This window comes from Bradyrhizobium sp. 157 (genome assembly GCF_023073815.1).
Taxonomy (GTDB): Bacteria; Pseudomonadota; Alphaproteobacteria; order Rhizobiales; family Xanthobacteraceae; genus Bradyrhizobium.
In genome coordinates this window covers 15,459-39,282 of the sequence record NZ_JADPKF010000068.1, presented here as the reverse complement: position 1 = coordinate 39,282, position 23,824 = coordinate 15,459, and the positions used below count along the sequence as shown (strand labels likewise).

At 58.4% G+C, this 23,824-nt stretch carries 22 protein-coding genes, 1 tRNA gene and 2 pseudogenes; 10 read left to right on the top strand and 15 right to left on the bottom strand.

Annotated elements, in window-relative coordinates; translation table 11 throughout:
• Positions 1-172 precede the first annotated feature (172 nt).
• From IVA95_RS15585 to IVA95_RS15570, 4 genes are all read left to right on the top strand, one after another.
• The gene (locus IVA95_RS15585) at positions 173-1,546 is read left to right on the top strand and encodes an alginate export family protein (protein WP_247511255.1); all 1,374 of its coding nucleotides are present in this window, start codon (positions 173-175) and stop codon (positions 1,544-1,546) included.
• 831 nt (positions 1,547-2,377) lie between these two features.
• Complete coding sequence (locus IVA95_RS15580; RefSeq protein WP_247511254.1) at positions 2,378-2,599, top strand: hypothetical protein; 222 nt, start codon at positions 2,378-2,380, stop codon at positions 2,597-2,599.
• A 1,501-nt stretch (positions 2,600-4,100) separates the two neighbouring features.
• Positions 4,101-4,286 carry a hypothetical protein gene (locus IVA95_RS15575; protein WP_247511253.1) on the top strand — a complete coding sequence of 62 codons (186 nt, stop codon included), beginning with the start codon at positions 4,101-4,103 and terminating at the stop codon, positions 4,284-4,286.
• A complete protein-coding gene (locus IVA95_RS15570) occupies positions 4,283-4,600 on the top strand; it encodes a hypothetical protein (protein WP_247511252.1) in 318 nt (105 codons plus the stop codon). Before IVA95_RS15575 ends, IVA95_RS15570 begins: the two co-directional genes overlap by 4 nt.
• Before the next feature lie 623 nt (positions 4,601-5,223).
• On the opposite strand, the gene IVA95_RS15565 is transcribed toward IVA95_RS15570, so the two are convergent.
• The 4 genes and pseudogenes from IVA95_RS15565 to IVA95_RS15550 all read right to left on the bottom strand — a co-directional run bounded on the left by IVA95_RS15565 (position 5,224) and on the right by IVA95_RS15550 (position 6,614).
• Positions 5,224-5,409 (bottom strand): hypothetical protein, encoded by a 186-nt coding sequence (locus tag IVA95_RS15565; protein WP_247511251.1) that lies wholly within the window; start codon positions 5,407-5,409, stop codon positions 5,224-5,226.
• A 47-nt stretch (positions 5,410-5,456) separates the two neighbouring features.
• Entirely contained in the window at positions 5,457-5,648 is a 192-nt protein-coding gene (locus IVA95_RS15560; protein ID WP_247511250.1) for a hypothetical protein, read from the bottom strand.
• Positions 5,649-6,024: 376 nt separating this feature from the next.
• Positions 6,025-6,365, bottom strand: a pseudogene (locus IVA95_RS15555) (SOS response-associated peptidase); the annotation flags it as partial.
• A gap of 6 nt (positions 6,366-6,371) precedes the next feature.
• On the bottom strand, positions 6,372-6,614 hold the full coding sequence (locus IVA95_RS15550; RefSeq protein WP_346658010.1) for a PilZ domain-containing protein: 243 nt from the start codon (positions 6,612-6,614) through the stop codon (positions 6,372-6,374).
• Positions 6,615-7,254: 640 nt separating this feature from the next.
• Here IVA95_RS15550 and IVA95_RS15540 point away from each other — a divergent pair.
• Positions 7,255-7,509, top strand: a complete 255-nt coding sequence (locus IVA95_RS15540) for a hypothetical protein (RefSeq protein ID WP_247511248.1) — start codon at positions 7,255-7,257, stop codon at positions 7,507-7,509.
• A 133-nt stretch (positions 7,510-7,642) separates the two neighbouring features.
• On the top strand, positions 7,643-8,197 hold the full coding sequence (locus IVA95_RS15535) for an OB-fold putative lipoprotein (RefSeq protein WP_247511247.1): 555 nt from the start codon (positions 7,643-7,645) through the stop codon (positions 8,195-8,197).
• Between the two features lie 139 nt (positions 8,198-8,336).
• Here the strand turns inward: IVA95_RS15535 and IVA95_RS15530 are convergent, their stop codons facing one another.
• From IVA95_RS15530 to IVA95_RS15510, 5 genes are all read right to left on the bottom strand, one after another.
• The gene (locus IVA95_RS15530; protein ID WP_247511246.1) at positions 8,337-8,477 is read right to left on the bottom strand and encodes a hypothetical protein; all 141 of its coding nucleotides are present in this window, start codon (positions 8,475-8,477) and stop codon (positions 8,337-8,339) included.
• A gap of 80 nt (positions 8,478-8,557) precedes the next feature.
• On the bottom strand, positions 8,558-9,175 hold the full coding sequence (locus IVA95_RS15525; protein ID WP_247511245.1) for a hypothetical protein: 618 nt from the start codon (positions 9,173-9,175) through the stop codon (positions 8,558-8,560).
• A 57-nt stretch (positions 9,176-9,232) separates the two neighbouring features.
• Entirely contained in the window at positions 9,233-9,997 is a 765-nt protein-coding gene (locus tag IVA95_RS15520; protein WP_247511244.1) for a PEP-CTERM sorting domain-containing protein, read from the bottom strand.
• Between the two features lie 356 nt (positions 9,998-10,353).
• The gene (locus IVA95_RS15515; protein WP_247511243.1) at positions 10,354-11,739 is read right to left on the bottom strand and encodes a site-specific integrase; all 1,386 of its coding nucleotides are present in this window, start codon (positions 11,737-11,739) and stop codon (positions 10,354-10,356) included.
• Positions 11,740-12,304: 565 nt separating this feature from the next.
• Positions 12,305-12,520: a hypothetical protein gene (locus IVA95_RS15510; protein WP_057843360.1), complete on the bottom strand. Its 216-nt coding sequence runs from the start codon at positions 12,518-12,520 to the stop codon at positions 12,305-12,307.
• Between the two features lie 697 nt (positions 12,521-13,217).
• Between IVA95_RS15510 and IVA95_RS15505 the strand changes: the two genes are divergently transcribed.
• A complete protein-coding gene (locus tag IVA95_RS15505) occupies positions 13,218-13,409 on the top strand; it encodes a hypothetical protein (RefSeq protein WP_247511242.1) in 192 nt (63 codons plus the stop codon).
• Positions 13,406-14,557, top strand: coding sequence for a hypothetical protein (locus IVA95_RS15500; protein ID WP_247511241.1), 1,152 nt, complete (start codon positions 13,406-13,408; stop codon positions 14,555-14,557). The genes IVA95_RS15505 and IVA95_RS15500 overlap by 4 nt, the downstream gene beginning before the upstream one ends.
• 76 nt (positions 14,558-14,633) lie before the next feature.
• On the opposite strand, the gene IVA95_RS15495 is transcribed toward IVA95_RS15500, so the two are convergent.
• On the bottom strand, positions 14,634-15,911 hold the full coding sequence (locus IVA95_RS15495) for a D-alanyl-D-alanine carboxypeptidase family protein (RefSeq protein ID WP_247511240.1): 1,278 nt from the start codon (positions 15,909-15,911) through the stop codon (positions 14,634-14,636).
• A 297-nt stretch (positions 15,912-16,208) separates the two neighbouring features.
• Entirely contained in the window at positions 16,209-17,990 is a 1,782-nt protein-coding gene (locus tag IVA95_RS15490; protein ID WP_247511239.1) for an acyl-CoA dehydrogenase, read from the bottom strand.
• 279 nt (positions 17,991-18,269) lie between these two features.
• Between IVA95_RS15490 and IVA95_RS15485 the strand changes: the two genes are divergently transcribed.
• Positions 18,270-18,344, top strand: a tRNA-Gln gene (locus tag IVA95_RS15485).
• 290 nt (positions 18,345-18,634) lie between these two features.
• Here IVA95_RS15485 and IVA95_RS15480 read toward each other — a convergent pair.
• From IVA95_RS15480 to IVA95_RS15465, 4 genes are all read right to left on the bottom strand, one after another.
• Positions 18,635-20,290 (bottom strand): hypothetical protein, encoded by a 1,656-nt coding sequence (locus IVA95_RS15480; RefSeq protein ID WP_247511238.1) that lies wholly within the window; start codon positions 20,288-20,290, stop codon positions 18,635-18,637.
• Between the two features lie 18 nt (positions 20,291-20,308).
• Entirely contained in the window at positions 20,309-20,449 is a 141-nt protein-coding gene (locus IVA95_RS15475; RefSeq protein WP_247511237.1) for a hypothetical protein, read from the bottom strand.
• 896 nt (positions 20,450-21,345) lie between these two features.
• Positions 21,346-22,182 (bottom strand): hypothetical protein, encoded by an 837-nt coding sequence (locus tag IVA95_RS15470; RefSeq protein WP_247511236.1) that lies wholly within the window; start codon positions 22,180-22,182, stop codon positions 21,346-21,348.
• A 16-nt stretch (positions 22,183-22,198) separates the two neighbouring features.
• On the bottom strand, positions 22,199-22,966 hold the full coding sequence (locus IVA95_RS15465; RefSeq protein WP_247511235.1) for an integrase: 768 nt from the start codon (positions 22,964-22,966) through the stop codon (positions 22,199-22,201).
• A 96-nt stretch (positions 22,967-23,062) separates the two neighbouring features.
• On the opposite strand from IVA95_RS15465, the pseudogene IVA95_RS15460 reads away from it, so the two are divergent.
• Positions 23,063-23,767 (top strand): annotated as a pseudogene (locus IVA95_RS15460) (type IV secretion system protein); the annotation flags it as partial.
• Between the last annotated feature and the right edge of the window lie 57 nt (positions 23,768-23,824).

Below are 23,824 nucleotides of genomic sequence, written 5' to 3'. Positions count from 1 at the left end.
TTTCGCTGGGCGGGGCCCGACATTTGGACAGACGTCTGGCTGTAGACACGCGAGCATTTATTGGCCGGTGCAGGTCAATGATCGATGGTTAAGGCCCCTGCCAACTCGGGGAAACCAAGTGCCAAGGGAGACTGACGTGGACGGTCGTCAAGCACTCCGGATACCTTGCTGCTTGCTCGTTCTGGGCTCTGCATCGATCGCTTATGCGCAGCAACAGCAAAAACAGCATATGCCACCCCCCTATAAGCTTTTCCGTTTCGAGGAGGATTACAGATATCTTCGGGACCCGACCAAGCGCACGGACATCTGGGACCCGATCAAATACATCCCCTTGGGTTCGGATCCCGCCTGGTATCTCAGCATCGGCGGCGAACTCCGCGAGCGCTTCGAATTCTATTCGCACCCGAATCTTGGGTTGCAGGGTCAAGGGCCGAACGGCTATCTCCTACACCGGCTCCTTTTGCACGCCGACTTGCATGCGAGCGACTACTTCCGCGCGTTCGTTCAGGTCGGCAACCATCTTGCCCCCTGGAAGGACGCCGCCGCGCCTCCATATCTCGACCGGCTCGATTTTCAGCAGGCCTTTGTCGATTTTCGACTGCCGTTCGGTGCCGACCGGGACCCGATTCTCCGTTTAGGGCGCCAGGAGATGGTGTTCGGCTCACAGCGCCTGGTGGCCATCCGGGATGCCCCGAACGTACGCCGCAGCTTTGATGGAGCGCGTCTGAGCGGCACCATCGAGGGCGTCAGCGTCGACGCCTTCGTCACGCGCCCTGTACAGCATCAGGCCGGCATCTTCGATGATCCCTCAGATCAGAGACAGGCTTTCTGGGGCCTCTATTCCACAATGCCGGCAAGCTTCGCGCCCGGCGGTAAGCTCGATTTTTACTATTTGGGCTTCGAAAACACACAGGCCCGCTACGCCGCGGGGCAAGGCGAGGAACGACGACAAACGATCGGGTCGCGCTTCTTCGGTGCTGCCGGGGGCTGGGATTGGGACTGGGAGGCGCTCGGCCAGTTCGGTACGTTCGCAGGGCAAAACATACGGGCGTGGGGAGTCTCAACCGACACCGGATACACGTCTGACCCTGCAGGCTGGAAGGTTCGGCTCGGGTTGAAAGCTGATATCGGAAGCGGTGACCGCAATTTGCAGGATGCCACGCTGGGCACCTTGAACGCGCTCTTCCCAAAACTGGCCTATTTCAACCAAGCAGCAATCCTTGGGCCCTCGAATGTCATGAACCTGCAGCCGACTTTGTCGTTCACTCCGGTGGAGAAGCTTCAGCTGACGCTGGGCTATGGCTTTCTGTGGCGCGCCACGACCGCCGACGCAATCTATACCGGGACCGGCGTGCCCGTGGCCGGAACGGCGGGCCAACCCGGCAGATTCACTGGCCGTCAATTTTCTATCGATCTCGCCTGGCAGGTGGATCGTCATATCGAGATCGGTCTCGGCTACGTCCACTTCGATCCCGCCAGGGTCCTGCAAATGGCGGGGGGCCACGATGTGGACTTCACCTACCTTTCCGCCGCGTATAAGTTTTGATTGACTAGGGGCGTGAACCCAGAGGGCGAACGTCCGCTTTGGTGCGCATTCCGGACTCAAAGTCGGACATCGCGCAAGGTCCGTTCGTGGCCCAAACCGGACATCCCGATAGGCGGCTCCAAACGTCTGCTTCTGAGGGAAAGGCGGAGATTGCGACCCTTGCATCGGTACGGAGGATTTTATAGGGACACGCTTGGCAATTGGTCGCGACGCCCCCATCGCCTCGAACCCGATCAGTCTAATTTACCAGCGCCGTAAACGGCCGCCCATGCGTTTACCCAAGGGGCTGGCCTCCCGGACTCCTCAAGCCGTCAAACGCGCCAGCGGCGGTTTATGACCGAAGCCGCTGTAGGTCCGCCTCGACCAAGGTCAGGTCCGACAGGCTCGACACTCTCTCGCCATGCGCGCCGCCGCCATTCCTCCGGAGGACCACCGCGCGTTCCCGGGCATACTGCTCACGGAACAGCGCCAGAAATTGCGCCTTCTCGGTTCGCGAAAGCGCGCGCCATCCTTGCCAAACCTGTTCTAGCCCGCTCATTCTGCAATATTAGTCGAGGCATCAAAACCGGGAAACACCACCGCGAGATATGCGGGAAGGCTGCGGTCCCGCGTACCCGCGAGTCTCCCTCCCTATCGGTAGGACCCGGTAAAAGGTTAGAGCAGCGTCGTTCGCGCGTCTCGTTCCCGAATAGGCCCGTGAACGCGATTTGTTCCTATGGTCCTAATGGCGCCGGCCTGTTTCGACCCTTAGTGGCCTAGTTTGAAGTTAACAGTGGCCTAATTTGAAGCCGAGCCTAGGATGTCCAAAGGCAACCAAAGGGGGAGGACAGAATGAAATTGAATCTAGCCGTTGCATTCGCCGCGACCTTTTTTATGGTCGGCATTGCCGAAGCTCAGGTACCAACCGTGACGCGCACCGGCCCCAACGGGCAAACGTTGGTCCTCAAACTCGATGGCAAGTACTCGACTTGCCTCCGGGATAGTCAGCGCCTCGGATACTCACTTGAGTCGGCCACTCGCTACTGTGATTCGAAGCCCGGCCTGAAAAAGTGAAATTGACGCAAAGCGCGAAAGAGGCCGCCTCAGTTGGCGGCCTCTTTCATTTCAAGGATTCCTCGACGCTGATGTCCGGGAGGAATTCTCCCGCCCTGAGGGTCAAGGCAAACGACCCCGGCGCTATACGCTACGCTGCACCAAGGCCGCCAACCCAGTTGGGGGTTTTCTTCCGGGCATCAGCCGGAAGCCTAGGCATTCTACGCCCGCCGCCGGGAAAAGATGATTGCTCAAAAGAGGCAATCTTTTGGAATGAATTCCCCGCCGCAATATTGGGTGGCCTATTTCGCGGGAAGTGCGAAGCTCGCGCTGATGATAGCCACCGCGGGAGTGATGACCAAGATCACCATCATGGCGACCATCGGGGCACTATCGTTCTTAGTGGTCGTTGAGGAAGCGAGAGCGCAGAGAACGACTACACCATCCCAGAGCCAAACAACGTCTGGCGTATGCCCGATAGGCACTTGCGCCCCAAATGGCGGTCAGAATGCGAGAGACGTCAAAAACTGCAAAGCCGCTAACTGCAAGAAGAAGTAACTAGGCTCGAAGAAGCCGCCTCAGTTGGTGGGCTCTTTCGTTGATTTGTCTGACCGCCAAACTTCGCACAGCCCCAAAATGCCGTGCCGTTGCCGTGTTAGTACGGATCGAAAAATTAACCGTGCCTCTGTCGGGCAGAGATAGGATCGGCCCTCTCACTCGAACCGGGAGAAGGAGTCGCGCCATGTTATTACCGGTATGCTCCGCCTGCGCCGTAGAGCGAAAGCTCACGGCGGTTCAAGATTTCGCCAAAGGCCACGAACTCCGATCGTTCGAATGTCCGCTCTGCCATACCACATTGCGATTGGTCGTCCGGCGCGGTAATCCGGGGTTGCTCAAAGAAGGAGTGGGACACGCTTAGGCGCTGCCGGCGACACCCGTACTCACCCGGATAGAGTGTTCTGTACAAATACCGTATCGTTGCGGCATTCATAAATTTGTATTTGCGTTCGCCCGGCCGTCTCAAACGGCAGCCGGGCTTTTGCGATGACGCCGCAAGCCGCCGTTTGAGTGATGTTTCCAGTCAGTGTCAGCCTATCAGTCATTGCAGATAGGTCGCGACGAGCGACGGCAAATGTCGAAGTTCTTTTGAACCCTGACCAGCCCGGTTGGTGATCCATCAAAGTTAGCCATCACCGAAGCCTGCCTCGTGAACGATCTCTTCGCTTTTGCCAAGTACTCTATCGATATATTTCATGCGCCCCTCAAACCGACACTAAGGGCTGGTCGCAGGATGAATTGGCCTACGAAGCTAAGATCAGCCGCAGTTACCTAAGCCAAATGAGAAGGGATCACGTCAGTATTTCAGTGATGGGGAAGCTGCATGCGCTGGATGCCGAGCCGGACGAATTATTGAAACGGGCAAAGCGTGGCCCGCAACTGAACTAGCCAAGTTTTTCGCAATTGCTCTGGGATGCCCTTTTCTGAGCGCGTCATTTCCGGGTCACCAATGAATTACTCTCAAATGAAAGACGAGCGCCTGATGGCGTTTTATGAAGCCGTCCGACAGCAAGTCATTCTAGATGGCAAGAGCCGCTACCGCTTTGCTGGTGAAGGCGTCAAGGCTTACGCCGACAAGCTTCGCGAAGAAATGGACAGGCGGCGGCTCAGGTTCACGCCGATTGATTGGCCAGAGGACGGCTGCCGATGATGGATAACGGATTGGAAGTGCCATTTCAGGTTCGCGACCTGGCCGCCACCAGCCTCGATAATATTGAAAAGGCATTCGCGCTGTTCTTCGACGCCGCAACAAGGTCGATTGCGCCGAACTCAGCGGAAACCATCGCTCTGCTAGAACGAGTGATTTCAGTAAAGATAGATTACGCTCGAAAGATTTCACTCGCGAAAGACCTTACGGAAGCGACCGCATTGCAATTTGCATATTGCCGATCACAGGTCCAAATAACGACCGATCTTATTCGAATAGCTTCGGATTCGATTGCGAGCCGACCTGCGGACAATTAGCAGTATCCGGCTTTCGGTTTTTCCACATTCGCCTCTGTCGCTTGGCCTGAGCGCAACCCCGACAATCTCTCGGTGCACTCAACGTCTTCTCTCAATTTCCTTAAGTCGAAATAGGCTCTGGCGAGGCTGTAGTTTGAAGGAATAGCCGGTGCGGGGCGCTTGGACATATGCAATTCTCCGATGCCAAAAACAGACACAACAGTAGTGAAATCGACGGCGCGGGCCCGAGCGGACTCGTTCGAGGCTTGGAGGTTTCCTAAAACGAGTCCGCAACCGCCGCCGCATAAGAAACGTTACTGATCGCGGCAGAAGAGTCTGTACCAAAGCGAACAAATTGATGCGGAACTGGTGCGATGTGGTAAGGGGGACACATATATTTTTGCGCCGGACCTTCGGTCTAACAAGCGGGTGCGATGCTTGGTAAGGGGCCGGCATGTCGCAACGAATAGATGCACGCAAGCGACGTCACGCGACTGGTGCCCCGACCATCGCGGGCGGAGGTTCCGAGCCTCGGATACTTCAATCTCGCTGTCGTCGTGGTTTGCTCTGCGATTTGGCCGAGATGGCGCATCTCAAACCATTACCCGCAGGCCGGGCATATCATGTGGTGGTCGGCTTCGGTCCTAGCGATGCCGTTGACGTCCTGACCCGGTTTCGTCAACGCCTATGACCTCGTATTCAAACACGACGCCTTCGGGATCGTTCACTAAGAACCATTCATCGGCGAGGTCCGAGTTTGCAAACACCTTGAGATGGTCACGGTCGCCGACCTGTTTCTTTGTATCGACGTAAATCCAGACTGTTTTCATGAGGCCCTCAAGGCCCATCAGCCAAGCACATGCCGGAATAGATCGGCCTAATGCTTGAGCAGTTCGTGCTGCGTGGTTGTCTCACTGCCGCCGACCGGACTAGCGCCGACAGCATCCTTGGCATCGCAAAGCGCCTCTGGGGCCTCATGCCTGTCAGGCAGGATCAGAAGCTGTTTCCGCATCTCGGCGAGGCGGGCACGGCAGTATTCGCGGTACAGGAGGTCGAATATGGCGGGCATGATCTAACCTCGTTGTTTGATCTGCACCATCAGGCTCCAAGCTATCATTTTTCTTGGGGCCCGAGATGTGAACTAGATTACAGCCTGTCCCTCTTGAGCTTTCTCCGCTCCCGATGATGCTGTTTCCCGGACTCCTTAAACTCCCGAACGTGGCCCCGGTTCAATGCTTTCATGACGCCGATCCGGGCAAACATCGTCGGGGCCTCCGAGTTCGACCACCAACATCAACGCCGCAATCGCGCCTGCCATTCCGGCTCTGCGGCGTCCTTTTTTGGTAGCCCAGTGATGTAGGTTGCCGCATCGTGCAATGTGACCAGCATTCGCCCGTCGGGTAACCGGATCGGGTCGTCGAAATCGCGCGGCCAGCCGCGATCGGTCACGCGGCGGCGGCCTTGTCTTCCTTGTCGTCGCCTCGCGCGACGATCTTGGCCCCGTCGTCGGGCAATGGCCGTTGCAGCGCCTTCGCCTCATCCCACGGCGCGCGCATCCATACATCCCGTTCTTCGTCCGTCGTCAGGATCGCCGGCATCGCTTTGGGAGTATCGGTTCGACCACTGCATTGGGCGCGGTGGTCAGGAAGCCGTATACAAGGTGCGGTCCGGGGATCGGCTTCGACTTGGTACGCCGGTCGCCTTTGAACTCGGTCCAGATGCCGCCGGACGCGAAAAGCGGTCGGTCATCATGCAGCGCAAACCAAACCACGTCCTTTTTGCCGGTCTACACTCAATTATCAAACCGCACGCCGACGCGATACCCTCTGCGCCAGACAACGCGGCACGAAAGCTTCAATCGGTCATCCGGCATGATCAGTGTGAATTCATTGGGAATGCGGATCAAATCGGAAAACTCTAGCGCCGCGCCGGTGCTAGATATATCGCGGACAACGCAGGGATACTTGTCGCCGCCATAATCGATCTTGGCAGTTTTCATGATCCGAATGCGCGGCGCAACCCGAGTTTCGACCACGGTAATATTCCTAATTCAAATACCGCCTCTGATAGCAGGAACGTGTTAAATGGTTACTAAGGCGGAACCTGGCATGTATTTGCGGCCACGACGGGCTCAAGTTAATGCCTCGTAAGTCAAACCTAGCAGACCTCAGCCGTTAGCAAACGACGGTCCGACAATAGCTTAGAGGCTGCCCCCCGGTTCGGGTCCGGCGCGTATTCCGCAAAACTATTTGCGGGGACTACGCATCGGTTCTCCGGTTTCTTCCCATGACGCGCGCTCTAGTTTTCCTGAAATCGCCTACCTTTCGCATGTAATAGCCTTGCCGTTGAACGGCCCACCTAATCTCCTCGCTGACACTGACTACCCGTCTCTTCTGCTTGCGCCATCTGCCTGATGCGTCGCCAGGAGGGATAGGAATCCCCTACGGACGACCAGCAAATCGCGCCTGCCGTTTAGATAGACGTCGAACATTGCGGTTCTCCCCAGCCCAACGCCAGCATATCGCCGTAGAGCAGAAAGATGCGTTGCGCGAATACAACAGCAATGCAGGTTTTTCCCGCCGCACGCCAGTCAGCCCGCCAGAGGGTGGTGGATCGCTGAGCAATGTCGCAGGTTAGCGTCAGCCGAATTGGCAGCCACAGGTGAGCGACTGGCAATGTCCCTGCAATTCCACCGTGTCGTCGAGGACATGGAAATATGGAGCGCAAGCAGCGACGGCTATTCGTTTGTGATCAGCTTCGAGAGTCTCACCGGTCCCGGCCTTCACGGAAGCCCCGGCTATATCGGGTCATGGCGTCCGCTTTACCAGAGTCGTGGCGCGATCAAGATCATCGGCTCGCCCTTCAAAACTTTCGCTGAGGCCGAGGACGCCTGCAATACCATGCTGAACCACCTGAAGAGCGAAAATTGACGCGCTATCCGTGGAAGACTTGAGCCGCACTTGAAATGCCAAATCGCAAGAAAAGCCGATACAGGCAGGCCGCCCGTGCACATGGTGAAGCTGACGCAAAAGCGGGAGACCGCGCCGCATCCAGCATCCATGGGTGCACCTGACAATCGCAGGCGCGGCGGCGGGATCAGCGAGCGCAGCAGTTGCGGCGGATGTCGGTGATGGTGGTCATAGGGTTCCAGCAATTTCCGCATTCTCCCGGATAGACGCTATTGATCCTGCTCAATACATCCCAGTGCGGAAAGTAACACAAGTTCCAAGTAATCCAGTTAACTCTCGCGGTGAAGATATGAAATCGCTTCTAAGGATCATGCTCGTTCTCGGCGTGATTTTCCTTTTTTATAGGATGGGTACTGACACCAGCAGCAGCCCGCCAGTGCGCATCGACAGCAGTATTAGCCGCCCGTCCACGCTCACAGATGTGCGCAATGGCATAATTTCCGGCAGTCCAGCCGAAGTCGTTCGGGTCACGGCGACCGAACTTTTTCGAGAACACGACAACAACGAAGTCGCAACCGACAACCGTCTGAAAGGCAAGATTGTCGAAGTAACTGGACGGGTAGAGTCGATCAATAAGAACTTTTTGGATGATGTATACATTAGTCTGGTGACCCAAATCAATTCATGTCCGCGAGCATGCATGTCCTGAAGTCAGAAGAACAAAAAATGGCCGACCTGCGGAAAGGGCAAGCAGTATCGTTTCGTTGCCCGAAGATGAAAAGATGGGCAGGCTCTCCGTGGGGGGACGACTGCGTTCTCGTAGGCTCGAACTAGAACCGCTCGAACGATCATCGGTCCTCACCAGCCTGGCTCAACACCGCCCTGATCTCGGCGTCGATCTCGGCAAGGTCATGCTTCGAAAGACGGGACAGCCGCGCCGCGACCTGCGACGGGATCGCCAGCATTGCGGCCCGAAGAGTCCGCAGCACGCCTGACTACTCGATTTCCACAGGCTGCCTTGATCGCGGTAGGGTTCGCTGCGCTTCGGCGAGCCAGCCGCGCTCGATCGCTACGACACCGATTGCGGTTCGGACACCCGTACTTTCATGGTCATGCGCCGCTTCCCGTGTGGAATGGGATTTCGATCTTCCCACGCGGCGGCTTCGCCAATCTTTGCCATTAGTTCATCAACACGCTTAAGATCTTCCTTAATCTCGTTTTTGGTCACCTCTCGGCGATTTGCCTCGTTGAAGCGCAGCACGTCGTCATCCGTTCTTACAACGTAGACACGGCCGTTTTCGTGAGTAGACCAAAGCCCGTGAGCATACGTGTTACGCTTGTCTCTGATCTTGTCATAAAGCTTGATGACTTGATCGAATACATCGGGCTTGCCAGCGTGCACGAACGAGTTTTGTAGGACCGCACTCATCGCGCTGATTTTGCCCTCCGCGGTCCGGATGCTGCGCAGCACCTGCCGCGCCACATCGGTTGATGCACTTGGCAGAAGTATCAGCCGGCCAAAGAACGGCACCAGGCTTTCTTCTATGTATGGCAATGCGACAATAAACTGACCGACCATAGCGGCGATCTCTGGATTGCCAATGCCCGATCGCCACTCGCCTTTGGGCAGGTTATCGTTAAAGGAGCGGGCCCGCCCGACGCGTTGTCCTTCAATCCTCTTGGCCATCGGCCGCCCCATTCGGTTTGTGTCCGGCAAATAATTCTATATGCCCCATCTCTGACCTCAATCCCGAACAGAAAGAACGCCCGAAGGCGATCTCTCGGTAGCTTCTGATAGGAGCTGGAAATCAGGCCTCGGTGAGGGCAGGGCCCGATTGCGGCGGCGATAGGCGAGGAAGCCGACGCCGGTAAAGCCGAGGACCATCATAGCCCATGCAGAGGGTTCGGGGACGGCTGCAACGCCGCTAAATGTAGTGACCAACCCGACGTTGTCTGCAACCAGACCAAACCCAATGTCCAGGCTACGAGTTGTCGTCGATCCGCTATAATCCGCCTGAAAGTATGAGTTTCTTCCATCGTTCGGTACGTTTGCCGGATTTGTCACAACAACGTCCATAACCAAGTTGTCCCTCCCTCGGTATGAATAATGGTTGCCTACAATGCTGTAACTTGACCCCACTATCGGGCCGCCAAGCTCACCATCGAAGAATTTATGAAATGATCCAGGATCGGGGATCGGCTCGTTTGTGTGGAGAGCAGACGTGGTCTGAAAAAAGGAGATTTGATAGTGGGCGTTGACGACCTCAGGATGTCCACCGCTGAGAGCGTTGTAAAACGTGACCGTATCAAACGTTAGCTGCCCCCCGAGCGCACTAGCGGAATAGATTTGCTGATAATGAACGGGGACACCACCGTTAACACTGCAATTGAAAGGGGCACAGTTTGCGTTATTCCATGAGCCGACCGTGACACTAGAGGCGAAGCCTGAACTCGGTATTCCTACGCCGAACCCCAAGGTCGCCATAATAGCAAACAGTTCGAATTTCATCCGCCGTATGCGCATCGCACACCCCCCTCGGCCTTGCTTCCATCGCCAAGAATAACTCTAGATTGTTTTCTTTGGCGGCGCCACGGTGTCAATCCTATCTATTTCCGACCTCGGTCAGCGCCGCGCGGACTTCGGCGTCGATCTCGCTAAGGGTCGTGGTTCGACAGATGCGACAGCCGCGCCGCGACCCGTGATGGTACCGCCAGCATACCCGCTCGGGCGGCCCGCCTATGCGTTTGCGCAAGGGCCCGGACCGTTTCCTCCCCGCGCCAGTAAACGTACCAGTGACCAAATGGCGCGTTTCAGCGTGTTTCAAAGAGAAAAGCCCGACCCGGAGATGGGGGCGGGCTGAAAGTTCAGGCGACGAGACGCAGTTCCGTTTCTGCAGGCTCGCTGATGATCCGCCGAACCTCCGCTGCGACGCCATCCAGCACCGCGCGCTTCTCCTTCATGCGCTTTGAGTGATTGTAGACCTTGCCGGTGACGGAAGGCACGATCTGCTCCTGCTTCTTGCTCGCGGCGTGATCGAGACATTTCGCGATCCACCCATCATCAAAGCCGAGATCGCCCGCCAGGGTCGCCGCCGTCCGGCGCAAATCGTGCGGGGTGAACGGCTTGAGGCCGAGCAGCGCGCAGATGCCGGGCGTTTTGACCTTGCCCTTGTGCTTCGTGCCACGCAGCGCCGTTGCCATCATCTTGCGGTTCATCGGCATATCGCCCAGCGGGCTCGCGAACACGAACTGCTTGTTGCTGCCGCGCAGGGCCTCCTTGATGATCTCCACCGCCAGATTGGAAAGCGGCTGTTGGATCACCCGCCGCTTCTTGACGCGCTTGAGCGGGACGTCGAAGCGCGGATTTTCACCGTCGAGATCGAACAGTTCGTCGCAATGTGCGCCGAGCAGTTCAGCCGACCGCAACATGGTGACCAACTCGAATTTGAGCGCGAGCCTCGTTCGGCGATCCCACGGCAGGTCGTCGCGGTCGAGGCCGTGCCAGAAAATCCTGATCTCGTCCTCGGAAAGGACGCGCGTGCGCGGATGCTCCGGGTCAAGCTTCGGCAGGTTTACGCAAGGACTGGCGGTTACATAATCGCGGCCGGCTTCCGCTGCCCAGTTGAACAGGCCCGAGGCCGCCTTGCGCATATGCCGCGCATTGCTGACCGAGGGAACCCCGAACTTGCCCTCGACGATATCATTCGAGAGCGTCGCAATGTCGTGCTTGGTAACTTCGCCCGGTAGCTTTTTGCCGAGCCTTGGGCTAACGAAGCGCCGCAAGTGGCTGGCGGTATTTTCCCAGCTTTCCAGCCGGGGTCGCATTTCTCCGTCCGGCTTGCGAACCGGCGTCTTCATCCACTCGATCCGTTCCTCGATGATCTCATCGACAGTCTTGCCCCGTTTTGCCTTCTGCGCCTTCTGTTGCCGCAAACTCTCTGCCACGTTCTCGCCGTTGCCGATCCGGGTTTTCAGGGCATAGACCTCGGTGCGGGCATGCTCGACCGCGAAGGTTTCGGGGTTATAGACGCCCAACCATTTGGAGCATTGCTTGCCGGTGGCGCGATCGGTGAACTTGAAAAAGAAGGTCGCTATCCCGGCCGGGATGATGCTGACGTAGAGGCCCGGGCATTTGCGGTCGTAAATCTTGACCCGCTTCGCGACCCGCTTCTCGCACATGCGATCGGTCAGGATGACGCTGCCCTTGCGCGGTCGCTTGCCAGCAGGTTCGGCGGTTGTGGTAATATCCATTGCGGTTTCAGGCTCCTAAAGGGTTTGACCAATAGGGCTGGCCTTGGGGCCGGGCCCTAGATTTGGCGAAACCCGCCGAAGCACCCCGAAACAGGCTAGGCGAATAGTACTTGTTTTAAAGGCTTTTCTTCGTTTCGGCGTGTTTCACCGAATACCAAAATATAGACGTGTGGTCCTGACACCCGTGGCTGGTGCCAAGCTGCCGATGGCGAATTTGATCCGACCGGATCGATCTCGCCATCAAGCCGGCAGTGATGGAGGCAAGAGGAATTCGTCTCCAGGGAGAGCGCGGCATAAGCCGTCAAACCATTGCGCAGGGAATGCCGGAGTGCTCCGGCTGTACCTGTATGCTCGTGTGCGCATCTCACTCTATCTCTTGCACACGAGACCGCGGGTGCAGCAAGCACCCGGCATTCCCTGCTCCCTCTGTTTTGAGGGAAAAGGTTCATGCAAACCTCGGGCGCAACGCGCCGCGAGTAGGTGAGTCATGCTTACGAACGTTGACGCACGCAAATTCGTTATGCCCGGCAAACAGCCGCGCCAGCGTGAGGCAGCCTGCGGCGCCTTAGGCTTCGTTCTTCGGAACGTACTTTCCGAGCACGCACTTGTAGCGTTGCAATCGCCATTCGCGATACGGGCCCTTGGCGAGCCAGTCGGCAATTCCGATCTGCGCGTTGACCGCGCAGGCGCTCATGGTGATGCCGGACTGGTCACTGGTGGTGACGATTTTTTCGAGACAGAGCTGGCTGTTGCAGAGAACGGCGACGAGAGTAACGAGCATGGTGACCTTCGTTGCTGGATATCGGTTCGTTTGGCTTATTTCGTTCAACCTATGCAGGGTTCATGCCAGCCACGGTTCACACCGTGGTCTTCGGGGCGTCCCGTAGGGGAAATCGGCCCGTAAAAATACGCACTTCAGCTCCCGCGCCTTTTCTGGCGCGGCACGGAAAATAGAACGCTCAGGAAATACAGATTGCGTTGACAGTAAAGGCGCGACGCGGACGATTCGCAAAGCGTAGAAGTACGGTCGCCGTGCCGGGATGGCGATGACTGTCGTCAAGCGGCAACAGTTCTGTATTGCATCGGGCGGACGCGCGATGAGCGTACCCTTCGCAGGAAAGGGCGCAGCGACCCTGTCGGCCGAAGCTTAATGAGCGAGGGCGGAGGCGAAATTCATCACCGCGTGGTCAGGCCCGTTCGATCGTTATCTGAGTTTGCTTGGCACCGAAGAACCGGGGCCTGAAATGGCAAATTCAGATGATCGGCAGATTTCCGCTTCGAAGCGCACTTCTGACTCAATCCGGACATTGCGCCGTGTTGGTTTCGCGCTCCATGTGCAGAGCGGTTCCCCTCCTGGGAGCAGGATGAGACATTCGTGCAACAACCGCCGTCCTAAATCCCGGAAGGCGCATCGTTAAGAAGCTACCGCCTGCTTGTGCAGATATAATCGCATCGACGAATCCGGAAAGGAGTTTTCGATGTCGAAGTTTGCGATCGGCGAGCAAGTCGAAAACGTCGCTAACGATCAGGAGTCGGGTACGGTTGTCGCCGTTTTTCCGACGGTTGACGGAAGCTTTAGATATGCCGTCGACACGGAAGGTTACGGCACACTCCAGTTCTTCGCCGAGGAGAAGCTGGCTTTCGCCGCTACGAGGCAGGGTGCCACATGACAGGCCGTGCGACCACGCAAGCGATCTCCGCGACCGAACTGTCGGAGGGCGACAGCGACGCTGCGCGCATCAGACACCAGCTTGACGCCTGGGCGAACGCTTCAAACCGTACGCCCAGATTGGTGGCGACACCTGCGGAAGAGATGAGCGTCGAACCATCTGGCGAGGCGCCGTTGCCGGCAACGAAGCGCGGCCGCTCCTCTTCTGCTTCCGGTCGCGCCAAGGCCGGCAAGAGCACCAAGGCCAAGGCCGCCAAGGCGAAGATAGCCGAAAACAAAACAGCAGAAGACAAGATAGCTGACGTCACGACAACCGACGTCAAGACGACCGAGCTCGGCGGCGAGCCGGAGGCGCCCAACGCGCAGCTCGAGCCGCCGACAGTTTCCGTCGCGCCCATCGTGGCGGAGGCCGTTCCCGCCACGTCGATAGTCACCAGCCGCACCATCGCCCTTGTTGCAGCTTTCGCGCTGGCAACGGTTGCGGCCTATTTTTCAGTCGCGGGCATGGCCGAAATATTTCCCGGTGACCCGGTTGCCGTGATGGTGCTTGCCGCCACGATGGAGGCCGGCAAGCTCGTGATCGCCGGATGGCTGGCGGCGCATTGGCGCCGGACCAACTGGAAAATGCGCTCGGTCATGGTCGCGCTTGTTGCCGGCCTTGCGCTGATCAACGCCGCCGGCGTGTTTGGCAAGCTGGTCGAGGCGCATGTCAGCGTCGCGGCCACGGCGCGCTCCGGCGTCACCGAGCGCATTGAATCGCTCGACGCTCGCGTCTCGGCGCAATCGGCTGTCGTTGCCGATTTGGCCAACCGCATTGCGCAAATTGACCGTGCCGTGGATGAATCGACACGCCGCGGCCGGGTGACGCGGGCCATCAACATCGCAACGCAGGAGCGCGCGACGCGGGATGGGCTGGATGCGCAGCGCCAGGCGGCCACCGCAACGCTGGTTGGACTGCAGGCGCAACGCGCGGCGCTGGCCGGCGAACGTTCGCGCATCGAAGCATCTACGGGCCCGATCCAGTATCTCGCGATGATGGTCGGTGCCGCGCCCGAAGCCGCGGTTCGCTGGCTGATATTGTTGATGGTGCTCTGCTGCGATCCCGCAGCGATTGCCTTGACGGTCGCTGCGGCCAGTTCGCGACGCTAAGGCGTCGAGGTTAGGTTAGAGGAGCCGCCAACTTGGCCATCTTCCCGCCATGCGGGAAGGGCGCGCCCTGAACCGGCTACATGGTCCTGCCTTTCGACAGTTTCGCGGTTTTCGCCTGTTTTGCGGTTTTCGCCTGTTTCGCTGCCTTGTGATCGAGCCCCTTGTGATCGTGCCGCGCGGCCACACGGACGCGCTTCTTTGCACTCACTTGCGCTTCCTGCGTGTTCGTGCCGCCGCGGCGAGAGGCATATTCCTTGCCGTCGATCGGCCCGACATGCGGCGGATCTCTGTCGAGGTAGGGCCGCCCGATTCCAAATTCCTTGCCGTGCTCGTCGATCCAGTTCCAGAGCTTTTCGGTGGAGACCCATCGCTGCGCCCGGCTCGCGCCCTTGACGCTCACCACGTCGGCCGCGAGCCCGCGGCCGTAGCCGCCACGCAAACTCCCGCCATGGTAGGATCGGTCGCTTGCTGCCTTCAGCCCGGTCGCAATCGATTGACGGTAGTCATCGCGAAATGCGCTGGTGATGCCGGGCGAGAGCCCGGCCTGCTCAGCCGCGTGCAGCATATGAAAGAGCTTTAGCTTGAAGCTTTCGTCCATGCCTCCGATCACGTAGTCCATCATGGTCATGCCGGCTCTTTCCGCGGCCTTCGGATCCTTCCACGTAAAATCCTCGTCGACACGCCTGGTAAAGGTTTTGGTGACAGTCACCGTCTTGCCCTTCCTCTTGACTGTCACCTTCCTCCGCTCGTGCACCTTGATGGCGTCGATCTTGGGCGCGCGTTCGTAGAGAGCCCACAAATAGCGATCGATGCAGGGCTCTACGACCAGACATTCCTCGTTGATTTCGATGGTGCGCACAGCTTGCACGGCATTGTCGGGTGCAGGATCGGGCGTGACCGTGGTCGCAACCTCGGCGGAAGATATTTCCGGCGGCAGTACCTCCGCCGGGTCGGTCAGCGCGGCCACGACAACAGGTTTCGGCTCCTCCAGGCCTGCGGTCGCGTCAGGAGCTTTCGTCGTGTCAGGCGCTTTCTCGATCACGGATGCGGTAGGGATTGGCACATCGATGGCATCGATGGCGGCGCTTGCCAGCGCGATCACAGGCGGCTTGTGCGTAGGCTCGGCGGTTGCGGGGAGAGATGGTTCCTGACGTGCCACGATTGAAGGCGCGTCGGCGCTCTCGATGGAAGCGGCGGCATTCTTGATGGAAGCGCTGACGACAGAAGCGCTGACGCGTTCGGTGGAAGCCGAATCGAAGCCAGCGAGACAAACGATAATCCAGCTCGCGAGAGCGAGGCCCGCGAGAACGTTGATGCGGCGCTGCGCCGTCGTCGCCAATCGCCAGGGGTCCATGATCCGGCCTCCCAAGGCTCCGCATGAGCCTGATTACACAAGCACGCGACAGGGTTCATTCTTCGGATTGCGAAATGAATCCGCAACGGCCGGAGACTACGGGACAATCTGTTTTTTCAAGGGTGTTGCCTCAAAACAACGAGCGGCACAATGGAACTTGTTGTGCTTTTTTGGGATTCGCGTGCGGTACCCACTAAGGGCAAGGACTGTAGGCGGATCAGCGCAAACGTAATCCGCCGCTTGGTTCGTCGAGCCCGGACTCGCGAAGGCGGGTTACGCCTACCGCCCTACAAAGGCTTACCCCAGCAATGCCGCATCCGCGCCGTTCACGGCATCGGCGCTGTCCGTCACCGTCTTCTCCAGCGCGCCGGCCTGCACGGTGATGTTCTCGGCAAAGAACCGCGCGACCGTCACGTAACGCTGCGGATCGCCAGCGTCGCCATGGCTCTTCGCGGCCAGCGCTTCGCCGGCCAGCATGCAGCCGCCGAGCGTCGAGCCGAACAGGCGCAGATAAGGCGTGGCGCCGGCGAGCGCGTCGTTCGGCGCAGACGCCACGCGCTCCAGGAGCCACTTGCTGGCGCGCTCGAGCGAGCCGAGCGCGTCGCGCAGCTTTGCGCCGGTCGTGCCGAAGGCCGGATCGTTCGAGGCTTCGACCTGCTTGACGATGCCGCCGAGTTCATCGAGCAGCGCCCACACGGATGCGCCACCATTCGCGGCGAGTTTTCGTGTCACGAGGTCGATCGACTGGATGCCGTTGGTGCCCTCGTAGATCGAGGTGATGCGCGCATCGCGGTAATGCTGCGCGGCGCCGGTTTCCTCGATGAAGCCCATGCCGCCATGAATCTGCACGCCGAGATACGTCACCTCGTTGCCGATATCGGTGGAGAACGCCTTTGCGATCGGCGTCAGCAGCGCACCGCGCGCGGCCGCATCGGCGCGCACCTTCGGGTCTTTGGCGCGAGCGGAGATATCGAGCGCCACGGCCGTTGCATAGCAGATCGAGCGCGCCGCGGCCGTCATGCTGCGCATCTGCAACAGCATGCGCTTGACGTCGGGATGCACGATGATCGGATCGGGCCCGTCACCCTGCTTGCCGACGGCGCGGCCCTGTTTGCGTTCTTGCGCGAAGGCCAGCGCCTGCTGATAGGCGCGGTCGGCGATGCCGACGCCTTCGAGGCCGACGCCGAGGCGGGCCTGGTTCATCATCGTGAACATGCATTGCATGCCCTTGTTTTCCTCGCCGATCAGGTAGCCGATGGCGCCGCCATGATCGCCCATCGTCATGGTGCAGGTGGGTGAGGCGTGCATGCCGAGCTTGTGCTCGACGCCGGACGGATAGATGTCGTTACGTTCACCGAGCGAGCCATCGGCATTGACGAGGAATTTCGGAATCAAGAACAGCGAAATCCCCTTGGTGCCCGCGGGCGCATCGGGCAGGCGCGCCAGCACGAAATGCACGATGTTGTCGGTCATGTCGTGATCGCCATAGGTGATGAAGATTTTGGTGCCCTTGATGCGGTAGGTGCCGTCGCCGGCCCGTTCGGCACGGGTGCGCAGCGCGCCGACGTCGGAGCCGGCCTGCGGCTCGGTGAGCTGCATGGTGCCGGTCCATTCGCCGGAGACGAGTTTTTGTAGATAGACCTTCTTCAGTTCCTCAGTGCCATGGGCGTCGAGCGCCTCGATCGCCGAAAGCGTCAGCAGCGGGCAGAGGCCGAAGGCGATATTCGACGCGCTCCAGATTTCGGTGCAGGCGGCGTTGATCGCGAGCGGCAGGCCCTGGCCGCCAAAGGCTTCCGGGCCGGACACTGCGTTCCACCCGGCGGCGGCCCAGCGCTGATAGGCATCGGGCCAGCCCGGCGCGGTCGTCACCTTGTTGTCCGCAAGCTTGATACCGTGTTCGTCGCCCACCCGGTTCAACGGCGCCAGCACGTCGCCGGCGAATTTGCCGGCTTCCTCCAGCACGGCGGCGGCGATCTCGGCGTCGAAATCACCGTAATGGCCGGCCTTCACGGCCGCCTGCAGTCCGGCGCCGTGGTTGAGCGCGAGCAGGATGTCGGAGATCGGCGCGCGGTAAGTCATGACGATAATCTCGCTTTTTTGGCTAATGAGCTGCCGCCGTCTTCCCACGAAACCAGGGTTCTCTCAACTCTCCGGGGGGCGGTATCGGTCCCGCCCGGGCGCGAAAAACCGGCCCGGGAGACCGGAAGCAGGGACCCTTTATAAAGGGTCACATCGATGGAGCTGATTTTGGGGTGAAATTCGCCCCCGCTGCCTGTTGAAATGGCGAGATACCCTCTATAGACCGGCGGTGCCGGACACCGATCGCGTCGGTCGATCCCGTGTTCCGGCCAGGCCTTTTGGGGCGTAGCCAAGCGGTAAGGCAGCGGATTTTGATTCCGCCATTCGGAGGTTCGATCCCTCCCGCCCCAGCCAGAGCCAACGCACTGATTTTGTTAAGTAAATGGTTTTACTTGAGGCGGAATTTCCAGCGCATTTGGAAATTCAGTTTGCCCCGCATTTGGAAATTCTGTGCTGGTTTCGTTTGGTCGAAGGCCGACGGAGGACGTCGCGGGTTGAACACGTCAACCCATCAAAAATGCGAATTGAGCGCGTGAACGCTGTCTGTGGGTTGCGAGCTTTCGATCGTTGCCACGTCCTCGCGTGCAGGATCGCCAGCCGCGAGACACCGTCGACCCTTTGCAGCGTTCAACGAAGCGCGAAGTCTATTTTTGCGATCCGACACTAGTCTTCGACGTTGGGGAGATCTGCTGAATTTCGTCTCGAGCTGATGCTGCTCCATCAGCATTCTGCTGATCGAGTTCCTTCTGCGCCAAGAGGTGTGCATGTCGCTTACGGGTCGCAGCCAACGCTCGCATCATCGTTTCCTTGGCATAGCCGCGATAGGCCTGTGCGGTCTTGTGTCCGGAAAGCGCACGACCCTGGCCGTCCGTCAGTTCGGCTTCCTCAAGCTCGGTCATGCCGCCGTGTCGACAGGCATCAAGCGTGAACAGCTTTGACACGCCGTCGATCTTCTTGCGCATCTGCTGCACCACTTTTTCCATGCCGGGGTAGGACCACACTTTGGCGTGGCCCTTGCACTCACCCCTTTCGATCCGACGCATGATCATCGGGACGCCAAGCTTGGGCAGATGGCTCAAGACGTCCTCTGCTTCGGCATAAAACTTGACGGTCTCGCCGTCGAGAGTCTCTTCTAGCGGATGCCAGACCAACGCATTGTTCTTATGGTGCTCGATGCGCACGGCGTGTGGCCAATTCTTGCTGCGATAGTCGGGCCAAGTCAGAAAACCGGCCACCACATTCTCGGGCCGTTGCAGCCACTCAAAGCAGATCACTGCGACGGCCGCGGGTTCAGGCCGGCCTTCCTTAATGCAGCCCCACGCAAATTTATAGACCTCCTCGCGGGTGACCGCGTGCTTCTTGGTCTTGGTGCGGCTCTTGAGGGTGAAGTCGTCCCAGGGGTTCGGGTGTTTCTTATCGAACAGCTCCGGGTGCAGCCGACGCATGATGCGCCAGACCTTGCGACAGAGGCCGACCACTTTCTCGCCCTGCCGCAGCCTGAGTCCGTTCGGCCCGTTGATGATCTTGTCGTAGATTTTATCAGCGGCCCGTGGCGTGACTTCCATGATCTGCCGTTCGCCGATCCGCCGTCCGCTCTTACCGACGGTATCGCAGATCATCTGCATGATCCGCTCGTAGTCAGGGCGTGACCTTGGAGAGACTTTCTCGGTATAGGCCTTCTCCGTCTTGTATTGCCGGAACAGCCAATCGATTGTGCCATAGCGCGCAATCTTTCCCTGCCCGCCCGGCTCTCCTCTGCGCTGGCCGTTCCACTCATCGAATAAGGCATTGAGTGTGGCGGCGCGTCCGCCTTTTCCGTCATCGCCGCATGCGGCTTCGTAGCTTGTCCCAAGTGGCTCATTCGCCATCTCGCAGCCGAGCTTGCGGTAATAGGTCGGGATCCGGAAGTAGAATGCGACCGAACCGCGGGCAAGCCGACGCACCTCCACAAAGCGTGGAAGTGGGCGCTCCAACGTCACAAATCCGCGGCGAGGTCGCCCGGCACGATGTCCGGCGCGATAGCTCGGTCCAGATCGTCTCGCAACCACAGCTGACGCCTCCCTTCTTTGACCCGCGGTTGAGGATATTCGGTACCGACGCGCTTCAAGAATGACTCGACGGTCGGCTCTCCGCAATATCCCGCTGCTATCGCAGCCGGCATACGGCGCGGCCAAGAACCCGCTGGAATTATAACAGAACGCGGCATCGCGAAGGATCAAAAAACGTGAGCTGCCGAAAAAGTTCGTCTCGAACTTTCTCCACTCATCTGATGGACGATGCATGATGCAGATCACCAGCAACGATTAGAAATGGCGACATCAGGCAAATCGTAGAAGAAGAAAGCGCGGCGCAAAGAAGGGATGGATTTTCAATAATACAGGATGGCCTTCGACCCTGGCTGAAGCACTGAGCAATTGTTTCAGCTCCGAGCTGCCTGCCCTTTGCGGCGTGGTCTTCATGTCAATCTCGGTGCGGATGTTTCCAGCGGGGCAGGGTGTCCACGTATCGCGTTGAGGCCTCGTGAAAGAGGTTGGCAACTTGCAACGCGCTACGGTCTGCCACCGTTTACCTTCTTCGAACCGCGCAGTATCAATTTTGCTATTGTGGTGTACTCTATTTTTATGCATGTCGAGGTCGACTTGCATTGAATCAACTTGGGATCTGGAGGGCAACATGGCTAAGAAAGCGAAGAAGGCAAAGAAAGCAAAGAAGGCGACCGGCAAGAAGAAAAAGAAGTAGCCTTCACCGGCGCACAATAGCCTTGATGAAACACATCAAGATGCGTGCGTGGCTTTGCGATAGCGAGCCGTTATTGCCGCAGCTCGATGTAGTTCAGTGACGCTAGGAGCCGGACCGTGATGCGCATATGTGCTGACCGGTCCGGCTTTTCGTTCCGCTCACCATCACATGGCCGAGCTAGGCCGAAGGACGATGCCCCGCCTAGTTCTTCATCGCGTAGTTCAGTCGCGGTGTCGAACGCGTCCGAAACACGCTTAGCAGCGTGCTCATCATTGTCGAGAAGGCTAGAGTTCGAAAAGTATTGTTCTTTAACTTTCCGGAGCGTTTCTGGTGCGGTGACCTAAGACAACCCAGTAGCTAGTTCATTTATTTTCATTCGAACCTGCAACCAGACCGTTATGAGCGGCCGGCTAAAGATGACTTTCGTTGATTTCCTTGCGTTTTCGTTCAAATGCGATCGCGTTTGTTTGCTTTCGAAGAGCTCGTTTCTGGTGCGAAACTGGTGCGGTTCTGTGCGACCGCGGAAAGGCCCGGCGACGATGTTGCTACAGCCCACCGCTAAGCGAGCCGAGTTCTATACTTGAGAAAGGTCACCCCTGATGGGATGGCTCGCCTTTCAGATCAAGCCCAACCGTCGGCACTCACTCTCAGTGGCTTCGCCGACTGCGGCGACAGCATTCAGCATTTGTTTGAGGACGCCAACGGCGGGCTTGTGGCGCAAAAAATCGATGCCCTCAATAGATACGGTCGGGGAAACGTTTGCATCGTGATTGACATGCTTTTTGGGGTCGGTTCTGAGCAACAGTAGTTCATTTCTTGATGCGTCCCAACGGGGATCGCGGGGGCTAACATTTCCGCCTACAAGCCCGTAGAACCCGGCTGGGCTAACACCCTTGGCAAGGTGCTCGGCGGTCGGTCGTGCTTTGCTCGCTAAAGGGTGCTCGGCGGTAGGGATAATTCTAAGGATGGCCCTGCCGGCAGTCATGGGCACCAAGGAGAAGTGCTTCTTGGTATTACACAATTCGTTCAATGCCCAGAGAACGTCATTCCCTCCTTTGTATGCGTTGTAGCTCCGAAACAGCGCGATGATTTCCGCAGGCAAATCCTTGCAGCATCCGGGGAGAGCCCTAAGGAAATGGGTCTCGTCTTTCGCAAAGGGAAACTTGATGTGCTTTGTGGACTTGTTTTTCGCGGCCATGGCGCAAGCGTATCCGCACTGGTCGAGCGCAGACCTGAGATTATTCACCGCGTCGAACAAAATGCTCGGTAAGTCATCTGGAAGGCTACGACTCCATCTGATCTTGTGCAGATGATGGAATCCATCTGCATCCAGATCGACGACGTGGGTCCACGTGTTGCTGGCCGTGAAGGCGATGACGTGCCGTTCCAGGTCGTCGATGTGATGCTTCGCGCGTTGGATGGTTCGCTTAGGGCTTTCGAAATGGTCAACCATGGCTAAACCCGTACCATCAGACAATGTTGTCTTTAGCGATGCTAGCCTCGTGTTCGCGGACCAACGCCTGAAATGCGCGAAAGGCTTTTAAGCCAAGCTGATATTGTTCGTCCATGAGCCCAGCAACAAAATCAAGACTAAGCGCCGGCAGCCCTCCAAACGAATAATGAATGGATTTTGCTTCCGTATCCACTTCTCGTGCAACAATCTTGGTGATCCCAATAACAAAACGCGGCGAGAACCGGTGGTTATATGCATTCCGAAAGTCCCGTGTCGCCGTCTGATACTCTTTGTTACCAAACTGCTCGATGCATTGTTTAAAAGCGTTGTACGTTCGCCATGGGGCGCCGAACTTGTCGGCCGCGGCGAAATACACCTCGTTGTCTAGTGGGAATTCGTCGCGCCATGATGCACCCTCGCGCGATCGATTTGCCTGGTGAGATAAATGGGCTGCTGCAAACATGAACCGCGACCGGATCACATAAGGCAGATTCAATCCGATGGTCGCAATCGGATCTATAAACTCATGTGTGGCGTCGAGCTTCTCCGCGTCGATCATAGGAGCGATCACGGTGTTCCAAGCCTTCAGACGAAGACTATAGTCATTCAACTCGTTGAGGCTGTTTGCGATCTCTCGCGAGAATTCGTTGAACATCTCGCTATACGCGAGCCATACCCCGCTCAGCGGGTTCGGCAACTCTCCCCAGTTATACTCGACGGGCTGCGCCTCATGGACGATCGCGTCCAGCGCATCGCGATACCGGCGATAAAGGTCAACAAGCACCTAAATTCCTCTCCGAAGAGCCGCGCCCCAACCCTGACCCACGCTTACGAGAACGAGATTCTAGCTCCGTCCGCTTTGACTTGATTTATTGCGTAGCTGGCCGGCTTCGTTCTGATTCCGTTCGGCCTGTTTGGAAAGACCGCCTTCGCCGCCGAGCGCGTACTCGGGAACGTCATCTCGTCCGGCGTCAAGGTCCTGGTGCTTGCCGTCATCGTTGGCATCGGATCGACGCTGTTCTCCCAGTTTACCTCGGGGTTTGGTGGCAACCAGCCGACAATCGAAAATGCGATGGCATTGGTGCTCGCGGCCCTTTCTTTGCTGGGCCTCGGTATCTTCGGGCCTGGAATTGCAAACGGCATTGTATCAGGCGGTCCGCAACTTGGGCCCGGTGCAGCAGTTGGAACCACGATGGCCGCAGGTGGCGTGGTAGCCGCCGGAGCAGCACTCACAGCAGGCGGGGCTGCTCTCACCGGCAGCATGGTTGGAGGCGCGGCGAGGGGAGGCAGCGCGCTCGTAGGCGGCGCGGCATCCGCGTTTCGGACGGGAGGGCCGTCCGCCGAGGCCGGCTCTTCCTCTGCGGCTAGCCCCTTGCGATCGCTCGCCGCTCACTTTGGTAGGTCGAGCGCCGCGCCCGACGAAGCCGGCAGTGCAGATCCTTCTGGAGGCGCACCCGCGTGGGTTCGCCGCATGAAGCGTGCACAGACGGTCAGTCATGGCGTCTCGGCGACTACGCAGGCGCTGCGGTCTGGGGATCACGGCGGAGGCGGGGCCTCCGTCGATCTCAAGGATCAAGAGCGCTGACATCAGAACCATCGCAGCAGAACTCTTCAAACGCACCAAACGCCACCCACGCCCTTC

Bases quoted from the DNA above. Each gene is read 5' to 3' on its own strand.
- IVA95_RS15580 (WP_247511254.1), top strand. From the start codon at position 2,378: ATGAAATTGAATCTAGCCGTTGCATTCGCCGCGACCTTTTTTATGGTC.
- IVA95_RS15575 (WP_247511253.1), top strand. From the start codon at position 4,101: ATGAAAGACGAGCGCCTGATGGCGTTTTATGAAGCCGTCCGACAGCAA.
- IVA95_RS15570 (WP_247511252.1), top strand. From the start codon at position 4,283: ATGATGGATAACGGATTGGAAGTGCCATTTCAGGTTCGCGACCTGGCC.
- IVA95_RS15565 (WP_247511251.1), bottom strand. From the start codon at position 5,409: ATGAAAACAGTCTGGATTTACGTCGATACAAAGAAACAGGTCGGCGAC.
- IVA95_RS15560 (WP_247511250.1), bottom strand. From the start codon at position 5,648: ATGCCCGCCATATTCGACCTCCTGTACCGCGAATACTGCCGTGCCCGC.
- IVA95_RS15540 (WP_247511248.1), top strand. From the start codon at position 7,255: ATGTCCCTGCAATTCCACCGTGTCGTCGAGGACATGGAAATATGGAGC.
- IVA95_RS15525 (WP_247511245.1), bottom strand. From the start codon at position 9,175: ATGGCCAAGAGGATTGAAGGACAACGCGTCGGGCGGGCCCGCTCCTTT.
- IVA95_RS15520 (WP_247511244.1), bottom strand. From the start codon at position 9,997: ATGAAATTCGAACTGTTTGCTATTATGGCGACCTTGGGGTTCGGCGTA.
- IVA95_RS15515 (WP_247511243.1), bottom strand. From the start codon at position 11,739: ATGGATATTACCACAACCGCCGAACCTGCTGGCAAGCGACCGCGCAAG.
- IVA95_RS15510 (WP_057843360.1), bottom strand. From the start codon at position 12,520: ATGCTCGTTACTCTCGTCGCCGTTCTCTGCAACAGCCAGCTCTGTCTC.
- IVA95_RS15505 (WP_247511242.1), top strand. From the start codon at position 13,218: ATGTCGAAGTTTGCGATCGGCGAGCAAGTCGAAAACGTCGCTAACGAT.
- IVA95_RS15500 (WP_247511241.1), top strand. From the start codon at position 13,406: ATGACAGGCCGTGCGACCACGCAAGCGATCTCCGCGACCGAACTGTCG.
- IVA95_RS15495 (WP_247511240.1), bottom strand. From the start codon at position 15,911: ATGGACCCCTGGCGATTGGCGACGACGGCGCAGCGCCGCATCAACGTT.
- IVA95_RS15490 (WP_247511239.1), bottom strand. From the start codon at position 17,990: ATGACTTACCGCGCGCCGATCTCCGACATCCTGCTCGCGCTCAACCAC.
- IVA95_RS15475 (WP_247511237.1), bottom strand. From the start codon at position 20,449: ATGAAGACCACGCCGCAAAGGGCAGGCAGCTCGGAGCTGAAACAATTG.
- IVA95_RS15470 (WP_247511236.1), bottom strand. From the start codon at position 22,182: ATGGTTGACCATTTCGAAAGCCCTAAGCGAACCATCCAACGCGCGAAG.